The sequence below is a fragment of the Acidithiobacillus thiooxidans ATCC 19377 genome (genome assembly GCF_009662475.1).
Taxonomy (GTDB): Bacteria; Pseudomonadota; Gammaproteobacteria; order Acidithiobacillales; family Acidithiobacillaceae; genus Acidithiobacillus; species Acidithiobacillus thiooxidans.
On record NZ_CP045571.1, the window covers coordinates 1,104,214 to 1,118,740 of the forward strand.

Below are 14,527 nucleotides of genomic sequence, written 5' to 3' on the forward strand. Positions count from 1 at the left end.
AATAGTCGGTTTTTTGCGTTTACAGCGTCCGCTCGAAAAATAAGCGAGATTTATGCCTGATCAGGCTGGCTGTGAAGCGGCATGAATTCTGCTGAAAGGTCGTCAATACAGGGCCAACCTTACTGGATTTGTCAAATTTTTGACATATGGATAGATGTGAGAAGGAAGCAGTCATGGTCAATGGTGAAACCCGGTTGGATAAACTGTTTGTAGATGCCAATCGTTTGACGTTAAAAGCAGCGTGCGATCGCGCACTCCAGTTCCTGGTGAAAAATCAGCAAAACATGCAGGTCCTGGTAGGTCAACCCGGCACTTTCATGGGGCACGCCGCTCTGCTGTATGATGATGCGCTTCATGAGAGCCTGATTCTGGATGCTCTGACGCCGGATGCGGCTAATGCTTATGCGCTCGCCGGCGAAGACCTGCTGCTGTGGACTGACGATGCCTTGCCCCTTGGTTTTCAGACGGTGGTTGTAGAGCAACTTATCTGGCAGCGGTTTGCGGCCATTCGTATCCAGCGACCCGAAATGGTTTTTCAATGGCAAAGGCGCAGTACATTGCGTGCAGTAGTCGATTCGTCCAATAAAACTTCTGTATTATTAAAACGTTATGGAGCAAGGGCTGTAGAGGGTGAATGTGTGGATATTGGTGCCGGTGGTATGCGTATCGCCATCACCGCTCCACAGGACTATCCGGTGACTCAGGGTGAACTCCTGGCCCAGGTTCAGTTTAAGTTTCAGGGGCAAGCCTGTTCAGTGGAGGCTAAGGTCTGTCATCTGGGGCCAGGAATTTACACCCAAGGCGGGGTTCAGCAGTTAGGTTTGGCGTTTATTCATTTGCCCGTTGCGCTGGAGGATAAAATCATTCAGTACACGCTACGTTATGATCGGGAATGCCTACGCCGTGCCAGTCGCTAGGGATTGATCCTGAATGGGAACAATAATCTGAGCTTGAAGTTCAGCCGGTGGTAGGTGTACATCACTTAATGGTCCACTAGGCACTTCATGATGTTCTACAATCCATTGTCCAAACTGTCTGGTTTCCGGGAGAAAATAAAGCGGGGCCAGCGAGTTACTTTGGAGTGTGCCGTTTTCCGTATGGGGTAGTATCACCATTACCATGGGTACCCCTGACGTTTTGGCAAAATGCGGAACCTGGGAATACCGTATATTGAAGTGTTCGGGAGCAACCAGTAAAAAAGTGATCAACGCTTCATCCAGTGACTGTAACCAGACAAATGGCCCTTGACTGGGAAGATGTAGTAAAGCAAAGCGTTGCAAGTCGGTAAAGCCTGGCATGGGCGCAATACAGTGCCATACTTCCTCGTCGGCAATAGAAAATGGGCCGAATCGGGTATCATAGGTTTTCATCAGGCTTTGTCCTTTGTATTGCCAATATCATCAACGGCTTTGGGCTGTTGATTCAGCCAGTGATTGAATGCTTCCGGGGCCGAGCTTAGAGCGGACTGGTTGGCCTGTTTGACGGTTTCCAGTAATTCTTCACGTAAAATGGTGACATTGTCACTGCTTTCTATGCCCAGGCGGACCTGCCCGTCCTCAATACGGGTCACTACAATACGAATATTGTCACCAATACATATGGCCTGACCGCGTCGTCTGGTAAGAACCAGCACGATTCAGGCGCTCCCGATCAAATGGCGTTCAGCTGATGATTTTGCAGTACCCAGGCCTGAGTATGTGGCGGGCTGTGCACCGAAAAAAATTTCCCAGGCGCCCTGATTAAAGCGTTGCAATGCGCTGATAATCTGACCATTTAGTTGGTTTTTACGCATGATTTCGTTTAATAAATTGCGTAAATGCGCATCAGCGGATGAATTTTTTGAAGGTTGGCTTGCTGCTGTCATGCAACTCTGAATGTCGGCAAAACAGCGCATTTTTTCAGTGGCAATTCGCTGGAGTTCTGCCATCTGACCTGATTTCAGGCACTCAGTCTCGTCATCCAGTAAGGCCTGCAATTGTTCGAGCAGCATGCTTTCCTGAGAATCAGTCGAATCTTTGAGATCCATGATCGGCTCAGGCTGACTTGTTGGTACTTGCAGGCATGAACTGCTGATTATCCTGGGTCAGGCCCTGGCCAATTTTGAGGGGAGAAATCTGATAGGTTCCGTTGGATATGGCGGCCTTGATGTGAGCGAGCTGATCCGTATGACCAATGTGCGTATCCTGAGCAGCCATCAATTGCCGCGCCTGCGGTGAAAGCGTGAGATGATCCTGTGCAACAGTGCTCGGGGCAAGAGCTTGTCCGGAAGATTTACCGGAGTCTGGGGTGGACCCACTCACTGCTTTGTCGGTGTTACTCCGCGTGTCTGCAGTCGGTATTCCTGCAAGTGATCCAGAATATGGATTGATGGGATTCATGCGCTTATCTCCTAACGTATCTGCTGCCATAGTCACTACTACGACACATCAGATTAAAAACTAAAGCGAAACAGTCAATGAACTACTCTGAATTGGCCTAAAAGTCTACCACGACATGCCCTTGTGCGGTTACTGTCCCCCGGATTACGCGACCTGACTGCAGGTTTCTGACCATGATGCTTTGTCCGGGGCGACCGCTTTCAATGGCGTCGGCGATGGTGGCAATACGAATCCCATTGCCTTCGGCATAAAGAGTTACCTGCTCCCCTGCATGGACCACATCAGGGGCATTCAGCATGCTCGTAGTAATAGGTTGTCCGGCTAATGTTCCGAATCGCAGAATTTTACCGATGGCTTCCTGGGGCGAATTTAAGGTGTTGCCCCCCAAACCACTGGTATCCCTGCGTACGACAGCCAGATCTCCAGCCTGCAGAATGGATCCGGCAGATAGTGGCCGGGAGGCAATGACGACACTCTGATCCATTTGGATTTGTACGGGTAAATATAACTGCCAGGGGGAGGGCGACTGACAGTGGACTTGTACGGTTTGGTTGCCATAGGGGTTGCTATAACCAAAATATGCCACTTTCAACTTGCTGCAGGCTGGAAAATGAATACCCGGGGCCGGTCCGTCCAATTGAATATGAACATCCGCTGATTGATCAGGTAAATGCGCCCGCACAAAATTCCGAACCACCTCACGAATGGTTGCGGGGTTTTCTACGGCAGCCTGAGCGCAGGGGCTGACCATGGCGGATATCGCCGCGAGCAGCAAGCTGGCAACCATAGATTTTATGCTGTTTGTGAAACTGAGCTTCATAACCCCGGGGCACCTCGTGTAAATAGGGTGTTAGTCAACAAGCAAAGCAAATAATGCGCCAGACTTTTAAGGAGGTTATTTCGTCCAGTGGTTTCTGAATGCGCGCAGCGGGAATGGTTGAGCGGCATTTTTTTGCCGGTTGTGTCCTGAGGACTGAAGCGGGGCGGCTTTATTCTGCCGTGTAGCATGCGTAATGAAGGGGTAATCACGGGATAATTTTTGGCATGTATGTTGCTTTAAGGTGATTGTGAATAATTTTAAGGGGCTCACGACAATGTCGGGATTGTTAGATCAGGCTCTGGATCCTTTGGCTGCGGCGCTTAAGGTTACGGGTTACCGGCAGCAACTGGTGTCAGCCAATATCGCCAATGCCAACACGCCCAATTATCGGGCCGTAGATATTCCGTTTGCTCAGGTGATGCAAGCCGTTCAGGCGGGTGATAAAGGCAGTTTACCATTGACGACTGACAGTAACCGGCAATTTTCTGAAACCGGCAATAACGCGAGCATGGCTGCTTTTGTGCAATATCAACGTGGCAGCCAGGTAGGACTGGATAATAATTCGGTGGATATGAATCGAGAACAGGCAGATTTTTTGCAAAACAGCGTGCGTTACCAGGCCGACCTGACCTTTTTGACCGGAAAAATTAAAACCTTGACCTCGGCCATTACGGGAACAACCGCTTAAACATGCAGGAGTAAGACTTATGTCATTGTTTTCAGTTTTGGATGTAGCGAGCTCGGCCCTGACTGCCCAAAGTTATCGGCTTAATGTGGTCGCCAGTAATATGGCCAATGCCAATTCGGCAACCAGTTCAGATGGTCAACCCTACCGGGCCCGGGAAGTGGTTTTTGCCGCGCAACCTTTTGCCAATGCTGGCGCTCCCGCCGGAGTCAATGGCGTACGGGTGGCCGGGGTCATCAGTAAACCCGGGCCATTCAAAATGGTCTATCAACCGGGGAATCCGCTGGCGGATAAAGAAGGCTACGTCAAAATGCCCAACGTGAATCCCGTCGATGAAATGGTCAACATGATTTCGGCTTCGCGGGCCTATCAGGCCAATGTGAATGTGATGAACACCACGAAATCCCTTTTGCAGAAAACCCTTAGCCTTGGAGCCTGAACATGAGCGTCAATTCTCTGACATCCAGCGTCAATCCTTTTTATCAGTCGTTGCAGACCAGTTCGGCAAGTAGCTCAGGTACAGCCAGCAGCGGAGCCAGTGGCCTTGCCAGCGAAAGCACCTTTTACAATCTTCTGGTTACCCAGCTCACCAATCAGGACCCCCTGAACCCACTCAGTAATCAGGATTTATCTTCACAGCTGGCACAATTCAGCATGGCCAATGGCGTCCAGGCCATTCAGGGTTCGCTGAGTTCTCTCATGGATCAAATCAATCAGAACCAGGGATTGCAGGCTGCTTCCCTGATTGGCAAGTCGGTCACTACTTCAGGGAATCAGTTGACCTTGAGCAGCGGCAGTGCCAATGGGGCTTATAATCTGGGCAGCGCCGCCAGTGCAGTGGACGTGCTGGTACAAAACAGCGCCGGTCAGACGCTGGCGGTTTTACCTCAGGGTGCACAGTCTTCGGGAATGCAGACTTTTAGCTGGAATGGAGAAGGCGCCAATGGGAGCGCTTTGCCGTCAGGAAATTATCAGTTTTCGGTACAGGCCGCCGATGCCAATGGGGATGCAGTCACGACTACACCCTACATGTTTGGCGTGGTGAATGGCGTTACTTTGGGAAGTTCCGGTCCTACCCTGCAGTTACAGGGGCAACAAGGCTCGGTGCCGTTCAGCTCTGTACAGAATATTATTTAAGGAGTTTGCAAAATGGGTGCATTCAATACAGCGTTAAGTGGATTACAGGCAGCTAATACGGATTTGCAGACTCTGGGTAATAACATATCCAATGCCAATACGGTAGGATTTAAAAGCTCCAATGCCGAGTTTGCTGATGCCTATGCTTCAGCCATGGCCAATACAGCACCAACTGACGGGCAGGTAGGTATTGGTACTACCGTGCAAACCATCGCCCAACAGTTTACTCAGGGTAATATTGAAACAACCAGTAATCCTCTGGATGTTGCCATTAACGGCAATGGTTTTTTTCAGTTCAACTATAATGGTTCAACAGTTTATGGCCGTAATGGACAGTTTCAACTGAATAAAAACGGCGTTATTGTGGACGCCAACGGTGGAGAACTGATCGGGATTCAGGCGCAAAATGGTAAACTGACCGGTGCCAGCGGCCCCTTGACCATCAATCAGAATGCCATAGCCCCACAGGCAACATCTACCTTGAGCTTGGGCTTGAACCTGGATTCAACCAATACCCCCATCAGCGGTAATATCAATATTAATGATCCAAGTACCTATAATTATTCGACCACAACGACGGTTTACGATAGTCTGGGTACTCCGCAGTTGTTGACCACTTATTATCAATTGCAAAGCGGTTCAGGTACGACAACATCCGGGCAAACCTGGAATGTGGATTACTCGGTAACGGGAACTACTGGTGCCAGTGGCATTACTACTAGTGGCGTTGGAACCTTGCAATTTAATGCTTATGGTCAGGAAACCAGCTCAACTTCTACACCTATTTCTATTTCTTGGGCTGATGGCGCAGCTCCGAGTAGCATTGCTGTCAATTTCAGTGGCAGCACCAATTATAATTCTCCCAATTCCGTGATCACCAACAACAGTAACGGTTATAGTGCCGGGCAATTATCCGGACTTTCCATTGACTCTGGGGGCAATATTTTCGGGCGTTATAGCAATGGTGAATCCCAACTCATGGGACAAATCAGCCTGACCCGATTCCCCGATAATAATGGTTTGCAAAATCTCGGCAATAACTATTGGGCAGAAACCTATGTTTCGGGACAACCCCTTTCCGGTGGCCCTGGCAGTTCCAATCTGGGCGTTTTACAGGCCGGGGCGGTGGAACAGTCCAATGTGGATATTTCCAAGGATCTGGTGAATCTGATTGTGGCGCAGCAGGCTTATCAGGCCAATGCCCAGACTATTAAAACCCAGAATACGGTAGTACAGACGCTCTTGAGTTTGTAAGAGGATAAGTCATGGATACCCTTTACATTGCCATGAGTGGCGCCAATGCCATTCTGCAAAAGCAGACGGTTACGGCGAATAATCTGGCTAATGCCAATACCACCGGATATCGTGCGGATGAAGCCCAGTTCAGTGCCTTGCCGGTGTATGGGCAAGGTTTACCGACCCGCGCCTATACGGCTACGGAAACCCCCAGTGTGAATTTTCAGTCAGGCCCCGTAGTACGCACCGGACGGCCTCTGGACGTGGCGGTGAATGGCCAGGGCTGGCTGACTGTTCAGGGGCCTGATGGCAAGGAAGCTTACACCCGGGACGGGAATCTGCAACTCAACGGCCAGGGTATCCTCATGACCGCGACCGGGCATCCGATGCTGGGTGTGAATGGCTCGCCTATTTCCCTGCCGCCGATGCAGTCTCTGGTCATTGGCAGTGACGGGGTGATTTCCGGGGTGCCGGTAGGCAGTCAACCCAATGCTGTTGTCACAATCAACCAGATCAAGCTGGTGAATCCTTCGGAAAAAGGCTTGCAGAAAAATCCCGATGGACTATTTCAGAATAGTGATGGCAAACCGGCAGCTGAAGATGGCAATGTGGTGCTTGAGCCTGGAGCGTTGGAAGGCAGTAATGTGAATCCGGTCAATGCGATGATTCAGATGCTCGAAGATACCCGCCAGTTTGATATGCAGACCAAGTTGATGCAAACCATTTCCCAGGATCGGCAAAGTGCCAATCAATTGCTGGTGTTGTCATGAACAATCAGGAGCAATAAATCATGATGCGTTCTCTTTATGTAGCAGCGACTGGCCTGGAAGGTGAACAGACCAAAATGGACGTTATTGCCAACAATCTGGCGAACGTCAACACCACCGGATTCAAGCAGTCCCGCGCAGTTTTTCAGGATTTGCTCTACCAGAATCTGCGGCAACCGGGTGCGCAGTCTTCGCAGACTACCCAATATCCCTCAGGACTTCAGCTTGGCACCGGGGTGCGCGTCGTTTCCACGGAACGCCTGATGACCCAGGGCAACTTGACCCAGACCGGCAATGCGCTGGATGTGGGGATCAATGGCCAGGGCTTTTTCCAGATCATGCAGCCCAACGGGACCATTGCTTACAGCAGGGATGGTACTTTTCAGATGAATAATCAGGGGCAACTGGTCACCTCCAACGGTTATCTGTTGCAGCCACCGGTAACCATTCCACCCAATGCCCAAAGCATTACGATTGGTAGTGACGGGACTGTTTCGGTGGTGCTGCCGGGGCAGGCCCAACCTCAGCAGGTGGGTAGCATCCAGCTCGCCAATTTTATCAATCCCACCGGCCTGCAAAGTATTGGCGACAACCTGTATTTGCAGACGGGATCTTCCGGCGCGCCGCAAACGGGACAGCCCACCCTCAATGGTTTGGGTTCTGTGCAGCAGGGCTACCTGGAATCTTCCAATGTCAATGTGGTGTCGGAATTGGTGGATATGATCGCCACGCAGCGTGCCTACGAAATCAACAGCAAGGCGGTATCCACTTCGGATTCCATGCTCGGGTATCTCACCCAGAATTTGTGAGGCTGATAACATGACTGCGCAAGCCATCCACAAGGTTCCCATGCATTTTCCAGTATCCTTCGGAAAAGTCTGGATGGTTTTGCTGCGTCTGGGTTTCTTGATGATGCTGGTGTTGGGCTTGACGGCTTGTGCCACCTTGCAGGGGCATCATGATCTCAAGCCGCTCAAACCTTTACCCATTCCCGCAGAACCGGAATCACTGGCGGCCCATGCCCCCAACGGGTCCATCTGGCAGGCGGGTACCAATGTATCTTTATTCAGTGATAACCGGGCCAATCGGGTGGGCGACCTGATTACCGTGTTGATTCAGGAAAACTCCAGTGCCAGCAACAACACCAACACCGCCATTAACTCTTCAGATTCCTTGAGTGCAGCGCTTACCAACTTTTTTGGGATCACCCCTGCTTTTGGTAGCGTGGCTGGTAAGGCCTTCAGTCCCAGTATGGGGGCAAACAGTGCCCAGAAATTTGGGGGCTCCGGTGCAACTACCCAAAGCAATACTTTTACCGCCACTCTGGAAGTAACGGTAGTGAGGGTGCAGGGCAATGGGAATCTGGTCATTGAGGGTTCCAAAGAAGTGCTGCTCAATGGTGGGCATGAGTATATCCGGGTCGCGGGAGTGGTGCGGCCGGCTGATGTGACGCCACAAAATACCATTTTATCCACGCAAATTGCCGATGCGCGTGTGGAATATAGCGGCAATGGCAGCATTTACTCAGCCGCACGGATGCCCTGGCTGGCGCGCTTTTTCCTGTCGCTATGGCCTTTCTGAGGAAAAAACAGATGCCCAAGCTCTTGCGATCATCTTCTGCAATCATCCTGATGCTGGTACTGATGACATTTACCGGATTGTTTTCCGCCCAGGCCGAAACAATCCGCAATCTGGTTTCGGTAGGCGGGGTGCGCAGCAACCAGCTGGTCGGTTATGGTTTGGTAGTCGGGCTGAATGGAACGGGTGATCAGGCTACGCAGGTGCCCTACACCACCCAGTCCCTGCTCAATATGTTTCAGCGTTTGGGGATCAATTTACCCGCCTCTGTTGCCACCAACCTGCAACCCAAAGATGTGGCTGCAGTGATTGTGACCGCACATCTGCCGCCTTTTGCGCAACCGGGACAAACTATTAACGTAACAGTTTCTGCTGTGGGTAATGCCAGCAGTCTGGCGGGTGGTACCTTGCTGATGACGCCATTGAAGGGCGCCGATGGCCAAACCTATGCAGTAGCTCAGGGAAACCTGATTGTCAGCGGTTTTGGGGCCAGCAGTAACGGCTCCTCGGCACAGGTAAATATCACGACGGCTGGAACTATTCCCAACGGGGCCAATGTGGAGCGGTCTGTTTCGTCGGGTTTTGATCAGGCGGGGCCGATGATGCTCGAATTGCATAATCCGAGTTTTACGACGGCGGCACGTATTGCCAATGTCATCAATCAGCAGCTGGGATATGGGGTGGCAGAAGCACTGAACGCCGGAGATGTTCGGGTCAATGCACCCGGTTCGCCCGGAGCGCGGGTCAATTTTCTTTCACAGATTGAAAATCTGGATGTCAGTCCCGAAACACCACTGGCCAAGGTAGTTATTGATGCCCGCAGCGGTACGGTCGTGTTAGGACAAAATGTCACGCTGGGTGCCTGTGCGGTTGCACATGGCAATTTATCGGTGACCATTTCCCAAAAGTATCTGGTCAGTCAGCCCAATCCCCTGGGCGCGGGGCAGACAGTGGTGGCGCCGCAGGCCAATGTGAAAGTTCAGCAGCCCCAGGCGAAGTTGTTGATGTTTGAACCGGGAGTCAGTCTGGAAGCTGTGGTACGTGCCCTGAATGCAGTGGGAGCAACGCCTACAGACTTGATTGCCATTTTGCAGGCCATGAAAGCGGCGGGTGCCTTGCACGCGCAACTGGAAGTCATATGAGTGCTGCCATCAATCTGACCGCTACAACGCGCTCTGCGGAGGTTGGTCCACAGGCTGCGGCAGCTACTGCCAGTGACGCCCTCAACTTTTCCGGACTGAACCAGTTGCGTAGTGAGGCCCAAGCCCACAATCCCCAAACCATTCTGGCCGTCGCCAAACAGTTTGAGGCCGTTTTGCTGCAGGAGATGCTCTCTTCCATGTCGGCCACTTCCTTCGGTTCGGATTTAACTGGAAAAAATTCCGGGCCGATGCTGAAGTCTCTGTTTAACCAGCAGATTGCGCAAACCGTCAGTCAGGGGCAGGGCATAGGTATTGCCCAGACCCTGGCCAAGGAAATTGCTACGCGTTACAACCTCCATTGGGGTAAGCAGAACGCATCACCGGCCGGGGACAAGGCGATGACTATGCCCGCCCGTAATGCGGCCTTATCGGCTCCGGTCATGACTTCGGCAAGCTGGGCCAAACCTTCACAGACGCTCCTGGAACAGGCCAAGTCCTTTGTGCAATCCATAATGCCTGCCGTGCAGGCTGCGGCACAGAAGTTGGGCGTGGCACCTACTGCCATTATTGCCCAGGCTGCCCTGGAAACCGGTTGGGGGAGTCATGTGGCCGGTAACAATCTTTTCGGCATCAAGGGGGGCGGTTCCTGGCTGGGCAGTTCGGTGGATAGTCTGACGCATGAATTCGAAAACGGCGTGAATGAAGTGGAAAATGCTGCTTTCCGCGCTTACCAGTCGGTCGGGGACAGTGTGCGCAATTACGCCAGCTTGTTGATGAATAATCCCCGTTATCGCGGGGCATTAGGGCAGGGTGACAATATTGCCGGATTTGCCGAAGCCTTGCAGCAGGGCGGTTATGCGACCGATCCGCAATATGCGAACAAGCTGGTGGCAGTGGCAGGCAGCCCGCTCATGCAAGAAGTGATGGGAGACGTGTCGCTGGCTAAGGCCGGTGGCTAAACTTTATGCCTTTTTGTGTCGTTACAAGAATATGGAATAGTGCGGGGACCGGGTCAGAAAATGGATAGTCAATCGTTGGGGCAAGAATTGGAAACCGTTATCCAGCTGACGATGGTCTTTGAAGAGCAAAGACAGTGGCTTGTCCGAGGTGACTGGACCCGGCCCATGCCCAAGGCCGATGCCCCCGAACGTTTGGGAAAGCGTCTATTGGCGCTTCGCGCCAGTAATCAAAAGGTTGTGACTTCAGTAGAGCTTAGTGAGGCGGTATTGGCACTTCAGGAAAGTTACAGCGCCTTGGATCATGCTTTGCGGGTTGCCGGTTCAGGTTTAGGGGAGGCTCTGGTTGTGCTGCGTCAACAAGCCGGCATTGTTTATGGTAGCGGGGAATATACGGGTCGTTCATTGGGGAGTGCATAATCATGTCTGGAATCAGTGGGTTGGTGAATAATGCGTTGACCGGTTTGCAGGCTGCCCAATCCGCCTTGCAGGTGGTTGGGGACAATATTGCCAATGTAAATACGCCCGGATACAGTCAACAAAGTGCTTTGCAGTCAACGGCTATCCCTACCGCCATTGGCGGCCTTTATTACGGAAACGGCACTCAGATCGATTCCGTGCAACGCAGTTACAGCAGCTTTTTGCAGGGTCAGGTCTGGACGGCCAGTGCCAGCGCCAGCGGGCAGGCCAGTTTATCCAGTTCCCTCCAGAATATTCTGGGTATGCTCAATAATGGCGGCGTCAGCTCCCAGGTCAGCCAGTTTTTTTCCGGGGTCGCGCAAGTGGCTGCCAACCCGGATGACATTCCCGCCCGCCAGAGTATGCTCAGTAATGCACAGACCCTCAGCCAGACATTTCAGTCATTGGGTCAGCAGTTGGCCAGTGTTGGCAGCGGGGTTAATCAGCAGATTACCCAGTCCGTTGACCAGATCAACAGCATCAGCAAGCAGATTGCACAATTGAATGTTCAGATTTCTGCCGCGCAGGGTAATCCCAACGGGTCACCCAATGATTTGCTGGATCAGCGAGATCATCTGATTACCGAATTAAATGGTCAGGTGGGTGTGCAGGTTCTTAAACAGCAGAATTCCCAGCTCAGTGTTTTTCTGAGTAATGGACAGGTGTTGGTGGCGGGTGGTCAATCGTTTGCCCTGCAGACCCAGAGTAGCCCATATAACCAGCAAACTCTGGATGTAGGTTATGCCAACAACGGCGCGGACATCTCCAAAAGCCTCACTGGTGGAACCCTGGGCGGATTATTGCAATTTCGCAGTCAATCGTTGAACCCTGCCGAAAATGGCTTGGGACTTTTGGCAGATGGTATTGCCTCTGCCTTGAATGCCCAGCAGGCGCAGGGCTTGAATTTGAACGGTAGCAGCGGTTCAGCCTTGTTCAGCACAGGTGCGGTGCAGGTATTCGCAAATACACATAACAGTAGTGGCGCTGCTTCGGTGCTGGGCACTATTACCAACGTCGGAAATCTGAGTGGCAATGATTATATTTTGACCAAAAGCTCAGGTTCCGTATGGACTTTGCAGGACCGTAGTACGGGAGCAACGGTGGCAAGCACTTCTGGTTCTGTATCTTCGGGTGCGAGTACGACGAGCCTGAATTTTTCCGGGGTAGGATTCCAGTTGCAGGTGTCCGGAACTGCGGCAGCAGGGGACAGCTTTCTGGTAGAGCCGACGCGTCAGGGTGCCGTAGGTATGCAAACGGTGCTGACTGATCCTGCGGGCATCGCCGCTGCCAGTCCTTTTGTAAGCAGCCCCGGCGTGTTAGTCAGCGGCAGTCTGCAGAATAATAATCTGGGTAATATGACCCTTTCTGCCGGACAATATGTCAGCGGTGCCGCCGGCGTGGCAGTCTCCCCTAGCGACATATCGTCATTTCCGACTAATTTGCAGATCACCATGACCAGCGGTGCTAGTCAGGGAGGTTCGGCGACTTTCCAGATTACTTCTGGTTCAGGTACTACGGCCTCGGTGATAACTACTGGAACTGTCAGCCTGGGTGGTTCCGGTACGCTCATCGACATCCCGTATCCCAATCCACCAGGAGGATATTGGCAAGTGAATCTCAGTGGCACCCTGGCGGCTTCCGGCGATGCGTTTACCTTGAGTCCCGGCGGGGCGGGGAGTAACGGCAATGCCCAGGCGATGGCCGCGTTGGCCACCAGCAAGGTTTTGAACAATGGAACGGCAACTTTTAATGATAATGCCGCGCAATTACTGACTCAGGTGACCAATCAGGCCGCTCAGGCCCAGAATAATGCTCAGGCCCAGCTCACGGTTTTGCAGTCGGCCCAAGCCTCGCAGCAAGCGGTTTCCGGGGTGAATCTGGATCAGGAAGCAGCCAGTCTGATTCAGTATCAGCAGGCCTATCAGGCGGCGGCAAAAGCCATTTCGGTCGGCAGCACTTTGTTTCAGTCATTGATACAGGCTCTATAAGGAGAACAGCATGCGCGTCAGTACCCAGGAATTTTACCAAAGCAGCCTGTATTCCTTGTTGAACCAACAAAGTACGCTGAATAATCTTTCGCAGCAGCTGTCCACCGGCAATGCGCTGATCAACCCTACCAACGATCCTGTGGGTAATGCTCAGGTTTTGGATCTCAATACCAAAATTGCCAATCTGGGTAGCTATCAACAAAGTAATACTTATGCTCAACAGGGACTCAGTATGAGTTCCAGTACCTTGCAAAGTGTCGGTACCCTGATGAATCAGGTACAGCAACTGGCGGTGCAGATGAATAATGCCACAGTCAATTCCAATGACCTGCAAAATGCTGTAACGACCATGCAGGGAAACCTGCAGCAACTGGTGCAACTGGCCAATACGCAGGATGCCAATGGTACTTACATCTATGGTGGGTCCAATGCCCAGACGCCGCCGTTTCAGCTACAGAGTGATGGCACTGTTCAATACATGGGCGATTCCAGTCAGAAAACCCTGCAAATCGGCCCGGGACTGACAACGCCTGTTTCTCAGGCGGGTAATGCGATTTTCATGAATGTTCCGGCAGGAAATGGCACTTTTACGGTAACGGCGTCCGGCAGTAATTATTTGATACCGGCAACTTCCGGAGCAACGGCCACGGATGTAGGCAATACCACTTTAGGGCCGGGCAGTGTGCTGAATCAGGCGACGGCGGATAGCCAGTTTGTGGCCGATAATGCTCAATACGAAGTCAGTATCAGTAATACTTCCAGCGGCCTGACATATACGGTCAGCAGTGGCACAGGTGCGGTTGACAGTACAGGATGGTCAGCCAGCTCCGGAACCGTTGTCAGCGGCACTTATACGCCCGGGCAAAGTATTAACATACCCAGCACCTTGGGCGGCAGCCCCTTTATGACGGTCTCGACCAATGGGCAGCCGGTATCGGGACATACCGCCCAATTTACTCTGGCTGCTGCAAAGCCCCAAAGCATTTTTCAGACGTTCAGTGATCTGATTGCCGCCTTTACCGGCGGTTCTGGATCTCCCGGCGCTAACACACGTCGTTCGCAAGACATTAGCAATGCTCTGGCAAATCTCAACCAGTTCCAGACCACGCTCCTGAGTACCCAGGCGCAAATTGGTTCGAACATCCAGCAGGCCCAAAGTGTGCAATCGCTGAATGCTAACCTGACCCAGCAATTCCAGACCGACCGGGGTAATATTGCCGATGTGAGTTATCCTCAGGTGATTACCCAGTTTCAGGAAAGCTCAACGGCGTTGCAGGCTGCACAGAAGGCCTTTGTGCAGGTGCAGGGGTTGAGTTTGTTTAATTATATTTCGTGAGTTTGAAATAATCATGCTAATAGGGTAGAGAATGATAGAAACCGC

Annotated in this window: 18 protein-coding genes; 13 read left to right on the plus strand and 5 right to left on the minus strand. The window is 52.0% G+C overall.

Going from position 1 to position 14,527, the window contains the following annotated elements:
* Nucleotides 1–173 precede the first annotated feature (173 nt).
* Nucleotides 174–917: a flagellar brake protein gene (locus GCD22_RS05750; protein ID WP_024892674.1), complete on the plus strand. Its 744-nt coding sequence runs from the start codon at nucleotides 174–176 to the stop codon at nucleotides 915–917.
* Here GCD22_RS05750 and fliW read toward each other — a convergent pair.
* The 5 genes from fliW to flgA form a co-directional block, all read right to left on the minus strand.
* Entirely contained in the window at nucleotides 897–1,370 is a 474-nt protein-coding gene (fliW, locus tag GCD22_RS05755) for a flagellar assembly protein FliW (RefSeq protein WP_024892675.1), read from the minus strand. The genes GCD22_RS05750 and fliW overlap by 21 nt on opposite strands.
* Nucleotides 1,370–1,633 carry a carbon storage regulator gene (locus GCD22_RS05760; protein ID WP_010640030.1) on the minus strand — a complete coding sequence of 88 codons (264 nt, stop codon included), beginning with the start codon at nucleotides 1,631–1,633 and terminating at the stop codon, nucleotides 1,370–1,372. Before GCD22_RS05760 ends, fliW begins: the two co-directional genes overlap by 1 nt.
* A gap of 3 nt (nucleotides 1,634–1,636) precedes the next feature.
* Nucleotides 1,637–2,026 carry a flagellar protein FlgN gene (locus tag GCD22_RS05765; protein WP_031569786.1) on the minus strand — a complete coding sequence of 130 codons (390 nt, stop codon included), beginning with the start codon at nucleotides 2,024–2,026 and terminating at the stop codon, nucleotides 1,637–1,639.
* Nucleotides 2,027–2,033: 7 nt separating this feature from the next.
* Nucleotides 2,034–2,378 (minus strand): flagellar biosynthesis anti-sigma factor FlgM, encoded by a 345-nt coding sequence (flgM, locus tag GCD22_RS05770; protein ID WP_024892677.1) that lies wholly within the window; start codon nucleotides 2,376–2,378, stop codon nucleotides 2,034–2,036.
* A 97-nt stretch (nucleotides 2,379–2,475) separates the two neighbouring features.
* Complete coding sequence (gene flgA, locus GCD22_RS05775) at nucleotides 2,476–3,165, minus strand: flagellar basal body P-ring formation chaperone FlgA (protein ID WP_035209695.1); 690 nt, start codon at nucleotides 3,163–3,165, stop codon at nucleotides 2,476–2,478.
* Between the two features lie 307 nt (nucleotides 3,166–3,472).
* Between flgA and flgB the strand changes: the two genes are divergently transcribed.
* Genes flgB through flgL form a run of 12 tightly spaced genes read left to right on the plus strand, consistent with a single transcriptional unit; the run spans nucleotide 3,473 to nucleotide 14,482 of the window.
* A complete protein-coding gene (flgB, locus tag GCD22_RS05780) occupies nucleotides 3,473–3,886 on the plus strand; it encodes a flagellar basal body rod protein FlgB (RefSeq protein ID WP_031569781.1) in 414 nt (137 codons plus the stop codon).
* Nucleotides 3,887–3,905: 19 nt separating this feature from the next.
* Nucleotides 3,906–4,322, plus strand: a complete 417-nt coding sequence (gene flgC / locus GCD22_RS05785) for a flagellar basal body rod protein FlgC (RefSeq protein ID WP_010640019.1) — start codon at nucleotides 3,906–3,908, stop codon at nucleotides 4,320–4,322.
* A 2-nt stretch (nucleotides 4,323–4,324) separates the two neighbouring features.
* Nucleotides 4,325–5,020 carry a flagellar hook assembly protein FlgD gene (locus tag GCD22_RS05790; RefSeq protein WP_010640017.1) on the plus strand — a complete coding sequence of 232 codons (696 nt, stop codon included), beginning with the start codon at nucleotides 4,325–4,327 and terminating at the stop codon, nucleotides 5,018–5,020.
* A gap of 12 nt (nucleotides 5,021–5,032) precedes the next feature.
* On the plus strand, nucleotides 5,033–6,274 hold the full coding sequence (gene flgE / locus GCD22_RS05795) for a flagellar hook protein FlgE (protein WP_010640015.1): 1,242 nt from the start codon (nucleotides 5,033–5,035) through the stop codon (nucleotides 6,272–6,274).
* An 11-nt stretch (nucleotides 6,275–6,285) separates the two neighbouring features.
* The gene (gene flgF, locus GCD22_RS05800; protein ID WP_031569779.1) at nucleotides 6,286–7,026 is read left to right on the plus strand and encodes a flagellar basal-body rod protein FlgF; all 741 of its coding nucleotides are present in this window, start codon (nucleotides 6,286–6,288) and stop codon (nucleotides 7,024–7,026) included.
* 20 nt (nucleotides 7,027–7,046) lie between these two features.
* The gene (flgG, locus tag GCD22_RS05805; protein WP_024892681.1) at nucleotides 7,047–7,832 is read left to right on the plus strand and encodes a flagellar basal-body rod protein FlgG; all 786 of its coding nucleotides are present in this window, start codon (nucleotides 7,047–7,049) and stop codon (nucleotides 7,830–7,832) included.
* A 10-nt stretch (nucleotides 7,833–7,842) separates the two neighbouring features.
* Nucleotides 7,843–8,604, plus strand: a complete 762-nt coding sequence (locus GCD22_RS05810) for a flagellar basal body L-ring protein FlgH (protein WP_175438569.1) — start codon at nucleotides 7,843–7,845, stop codon at nucleotides 8,602–8,604.
* 11 nt (nucleotides 8,605–8,615) lie between these two features.
* Nucleotides 8,616–9,743 (plus strand): flagellar basal body P-ring protein FlgI, encoded by a 1,128-nt coding sequence (locus tag GCD22_RS05815; protein WP_024892683.1) that lies wholly within the window; start codon nucleotides 8,616–8,618, stop codon nucleotides 9,741–9,743.
* Nucleotides 9,740–10,702, plus strand: coding sequence for a flagellar assembly peptidoglycan hydrolase FlgJ (flgJ, locus tag GCD22_RS05820; RefSeq protein WP_031569775.1), 963 nt, complete (start codon nucleotides 9,740–9,742; stop codon nucleotides 10,700–10,702). Before GCD22_RS05815 ends, flgJ begins: the two co-directional genes overlap by 4 nt.
* Before the next feature lie 60 nt (nucleotides 10,703–10,762).
* Nucleotides 10,763–11,119, plus strand: coding sequence for a hypothetical protein (locus GCD22_RS05825; RefSeq protein WP_031569772.1), 357 nt, complete (start codon nucleotides 10,763–10,765; stop codon nucleotides 11,117–11,119).
* A 2-nt stretch (nucleotides 11,120–11,121) separates the two neighbouring features.
* Nucleotides 11,122–13,146 carry a flagellar hook-associated protein FlgK gene (flgK, locus tag GCD22_RS05830; protein WP_031569769.1) on the plus strand — a complete coding sequence of 675 codons (2,025 nt, stop codon included), beginning with the start codon at nucleotides 11,122–11,124 and terminating at the stop codon, nucleotides 13,144–13,146.
* A gap of 10 nt (nucleotides 13,147–13,156) precedes the next feature.
* The gene (gene flgL / locus GCD22_RS05835; RefSeq protein ID WP_024892687.1) at nucleotides 13,157–14,482 is read left to right on the plus strand and encodes a flagellar hook-associated protein FlgL; all 1,326 of its coding nucleotides are present in this window, start codon (nucleotides 13,157–13,159) and stop codon (nucleotides 14,480–14,482) included.
* Nucleotides 14,483–14,527: the final 45 nt, after the last annotated feature.

Bases quoted from the DNA above. Each gene is read 5' to 3' on its own strand.
- flgC (WP_010640019.1), top strand. From the start codon at position 3,906: ATGTCATTGTTTTCAGTTTTGGATGTAGCGAGCTCGGCCCTGACTGCC.
- GCD22_RS05825 (WP_031569772.1), top strand. From the start codon at position 10,763: ATGGATAGTCAATCGTTGGGGCAAGAATTGGAAACCGTTATCCAGCTG.
- GCD22_RS05810 (WP_175438569.1), top strand. From the start codon at position 7,843: ATGACTGCGCAAGCCATCCACAAGGTTCCCATGCATTTTCCAGTATCC.
- GCD22_RS05750 (WP_024892674.1), top strand. From the start codon at position 174: ATGGTCAATGGTGAAACCCGGTTGGATAAACTGTTTGTAGATGCCAAT.
- flgJ (WP_031569775.1), top strand. From the start codon at position 9,740: ATGAGTGCTGCCATCAATCTGACCGCTACAACGCGCTCTGCGGAGGTT.
- flgE (WP_010640015.1), top strand. From the start codon at position 5,033: ATGGGTGCATTCAATACAGCGTTAAGTGGATTACAGGCAGCTAATACG.
- flgM (WP_024892677.1), bottom strand. From the start codon at position 2,378: ATGAATCCCATCAATCCATATTCTGGATCACTTGCAGGAATACCGACT.
- flgF (WP_031569779.1), top strand. From the start codon at position 6,286: ATGGATACCCTTTACATTGCCATGAGTGGCGCCAATGCCATTCTGCAA.
- flgL (WP_024892687.1), top strand. From the start codon at position 13,157: ATGCGCGTCAGTACCCAGGAATTTTACCAAAGCAGCCTGTATTCCTTG.
- fliW (WP_024892675.1), bottom strand. From the start codon at position 1,370: ATGAAAACCTATGATACCCGATTCGGCCCATTTTCTATTGCCGACGAG.
- flgB (WP_031569781.1), top strand. From the start codon at position 3,473: ATGTCGGGATTGTTAGATCAGGCTCTGGATCCTTTGGCTGCGGCGCTT.
- GCD22_RS05765 (WP_031569786.1), bottom strand. From the start codon at position 2,026: ATGGATCTCAAAGATTCGACTGATTCTCAGGAAAGCATGCTGCTCGAA.
- flgG (WP_024892681.1), top strand. From the start codon at position 7,047: ATGATGCGTTCTCTTTATGTAGCAGCGACTGGCCTGGAAGGTGAACAG.
- GCD22_RS05790 (WP_010640017.1), top strand. From the start codon at position 4,325: ATGAGCGTCAATTCTCTGACATCCAGCGTCAATCCTTTTTATCAGTCG.
- flgK (WP_031569769.1), top strand. From the start codon at position 11,122: ATGTCTGGAATCAGTGGGTTGGTGAATAATGCGTTGACCGGTTTGCAG.
- GCD22_RS05815 (WP_024892683.1), top strand. From the start codon at position 8,616: ATGCCCAAGCTCTTGCGATCATCTTCTGCAATCATCCTGATGCTGGTA.
- flgA (WP_035209695.1), bottom strand. From the start codon at position 3,165: ATGGTTGCCAGCTTGCTGCTCGCGGCGATATCCGCCATGGTCAGCCCC.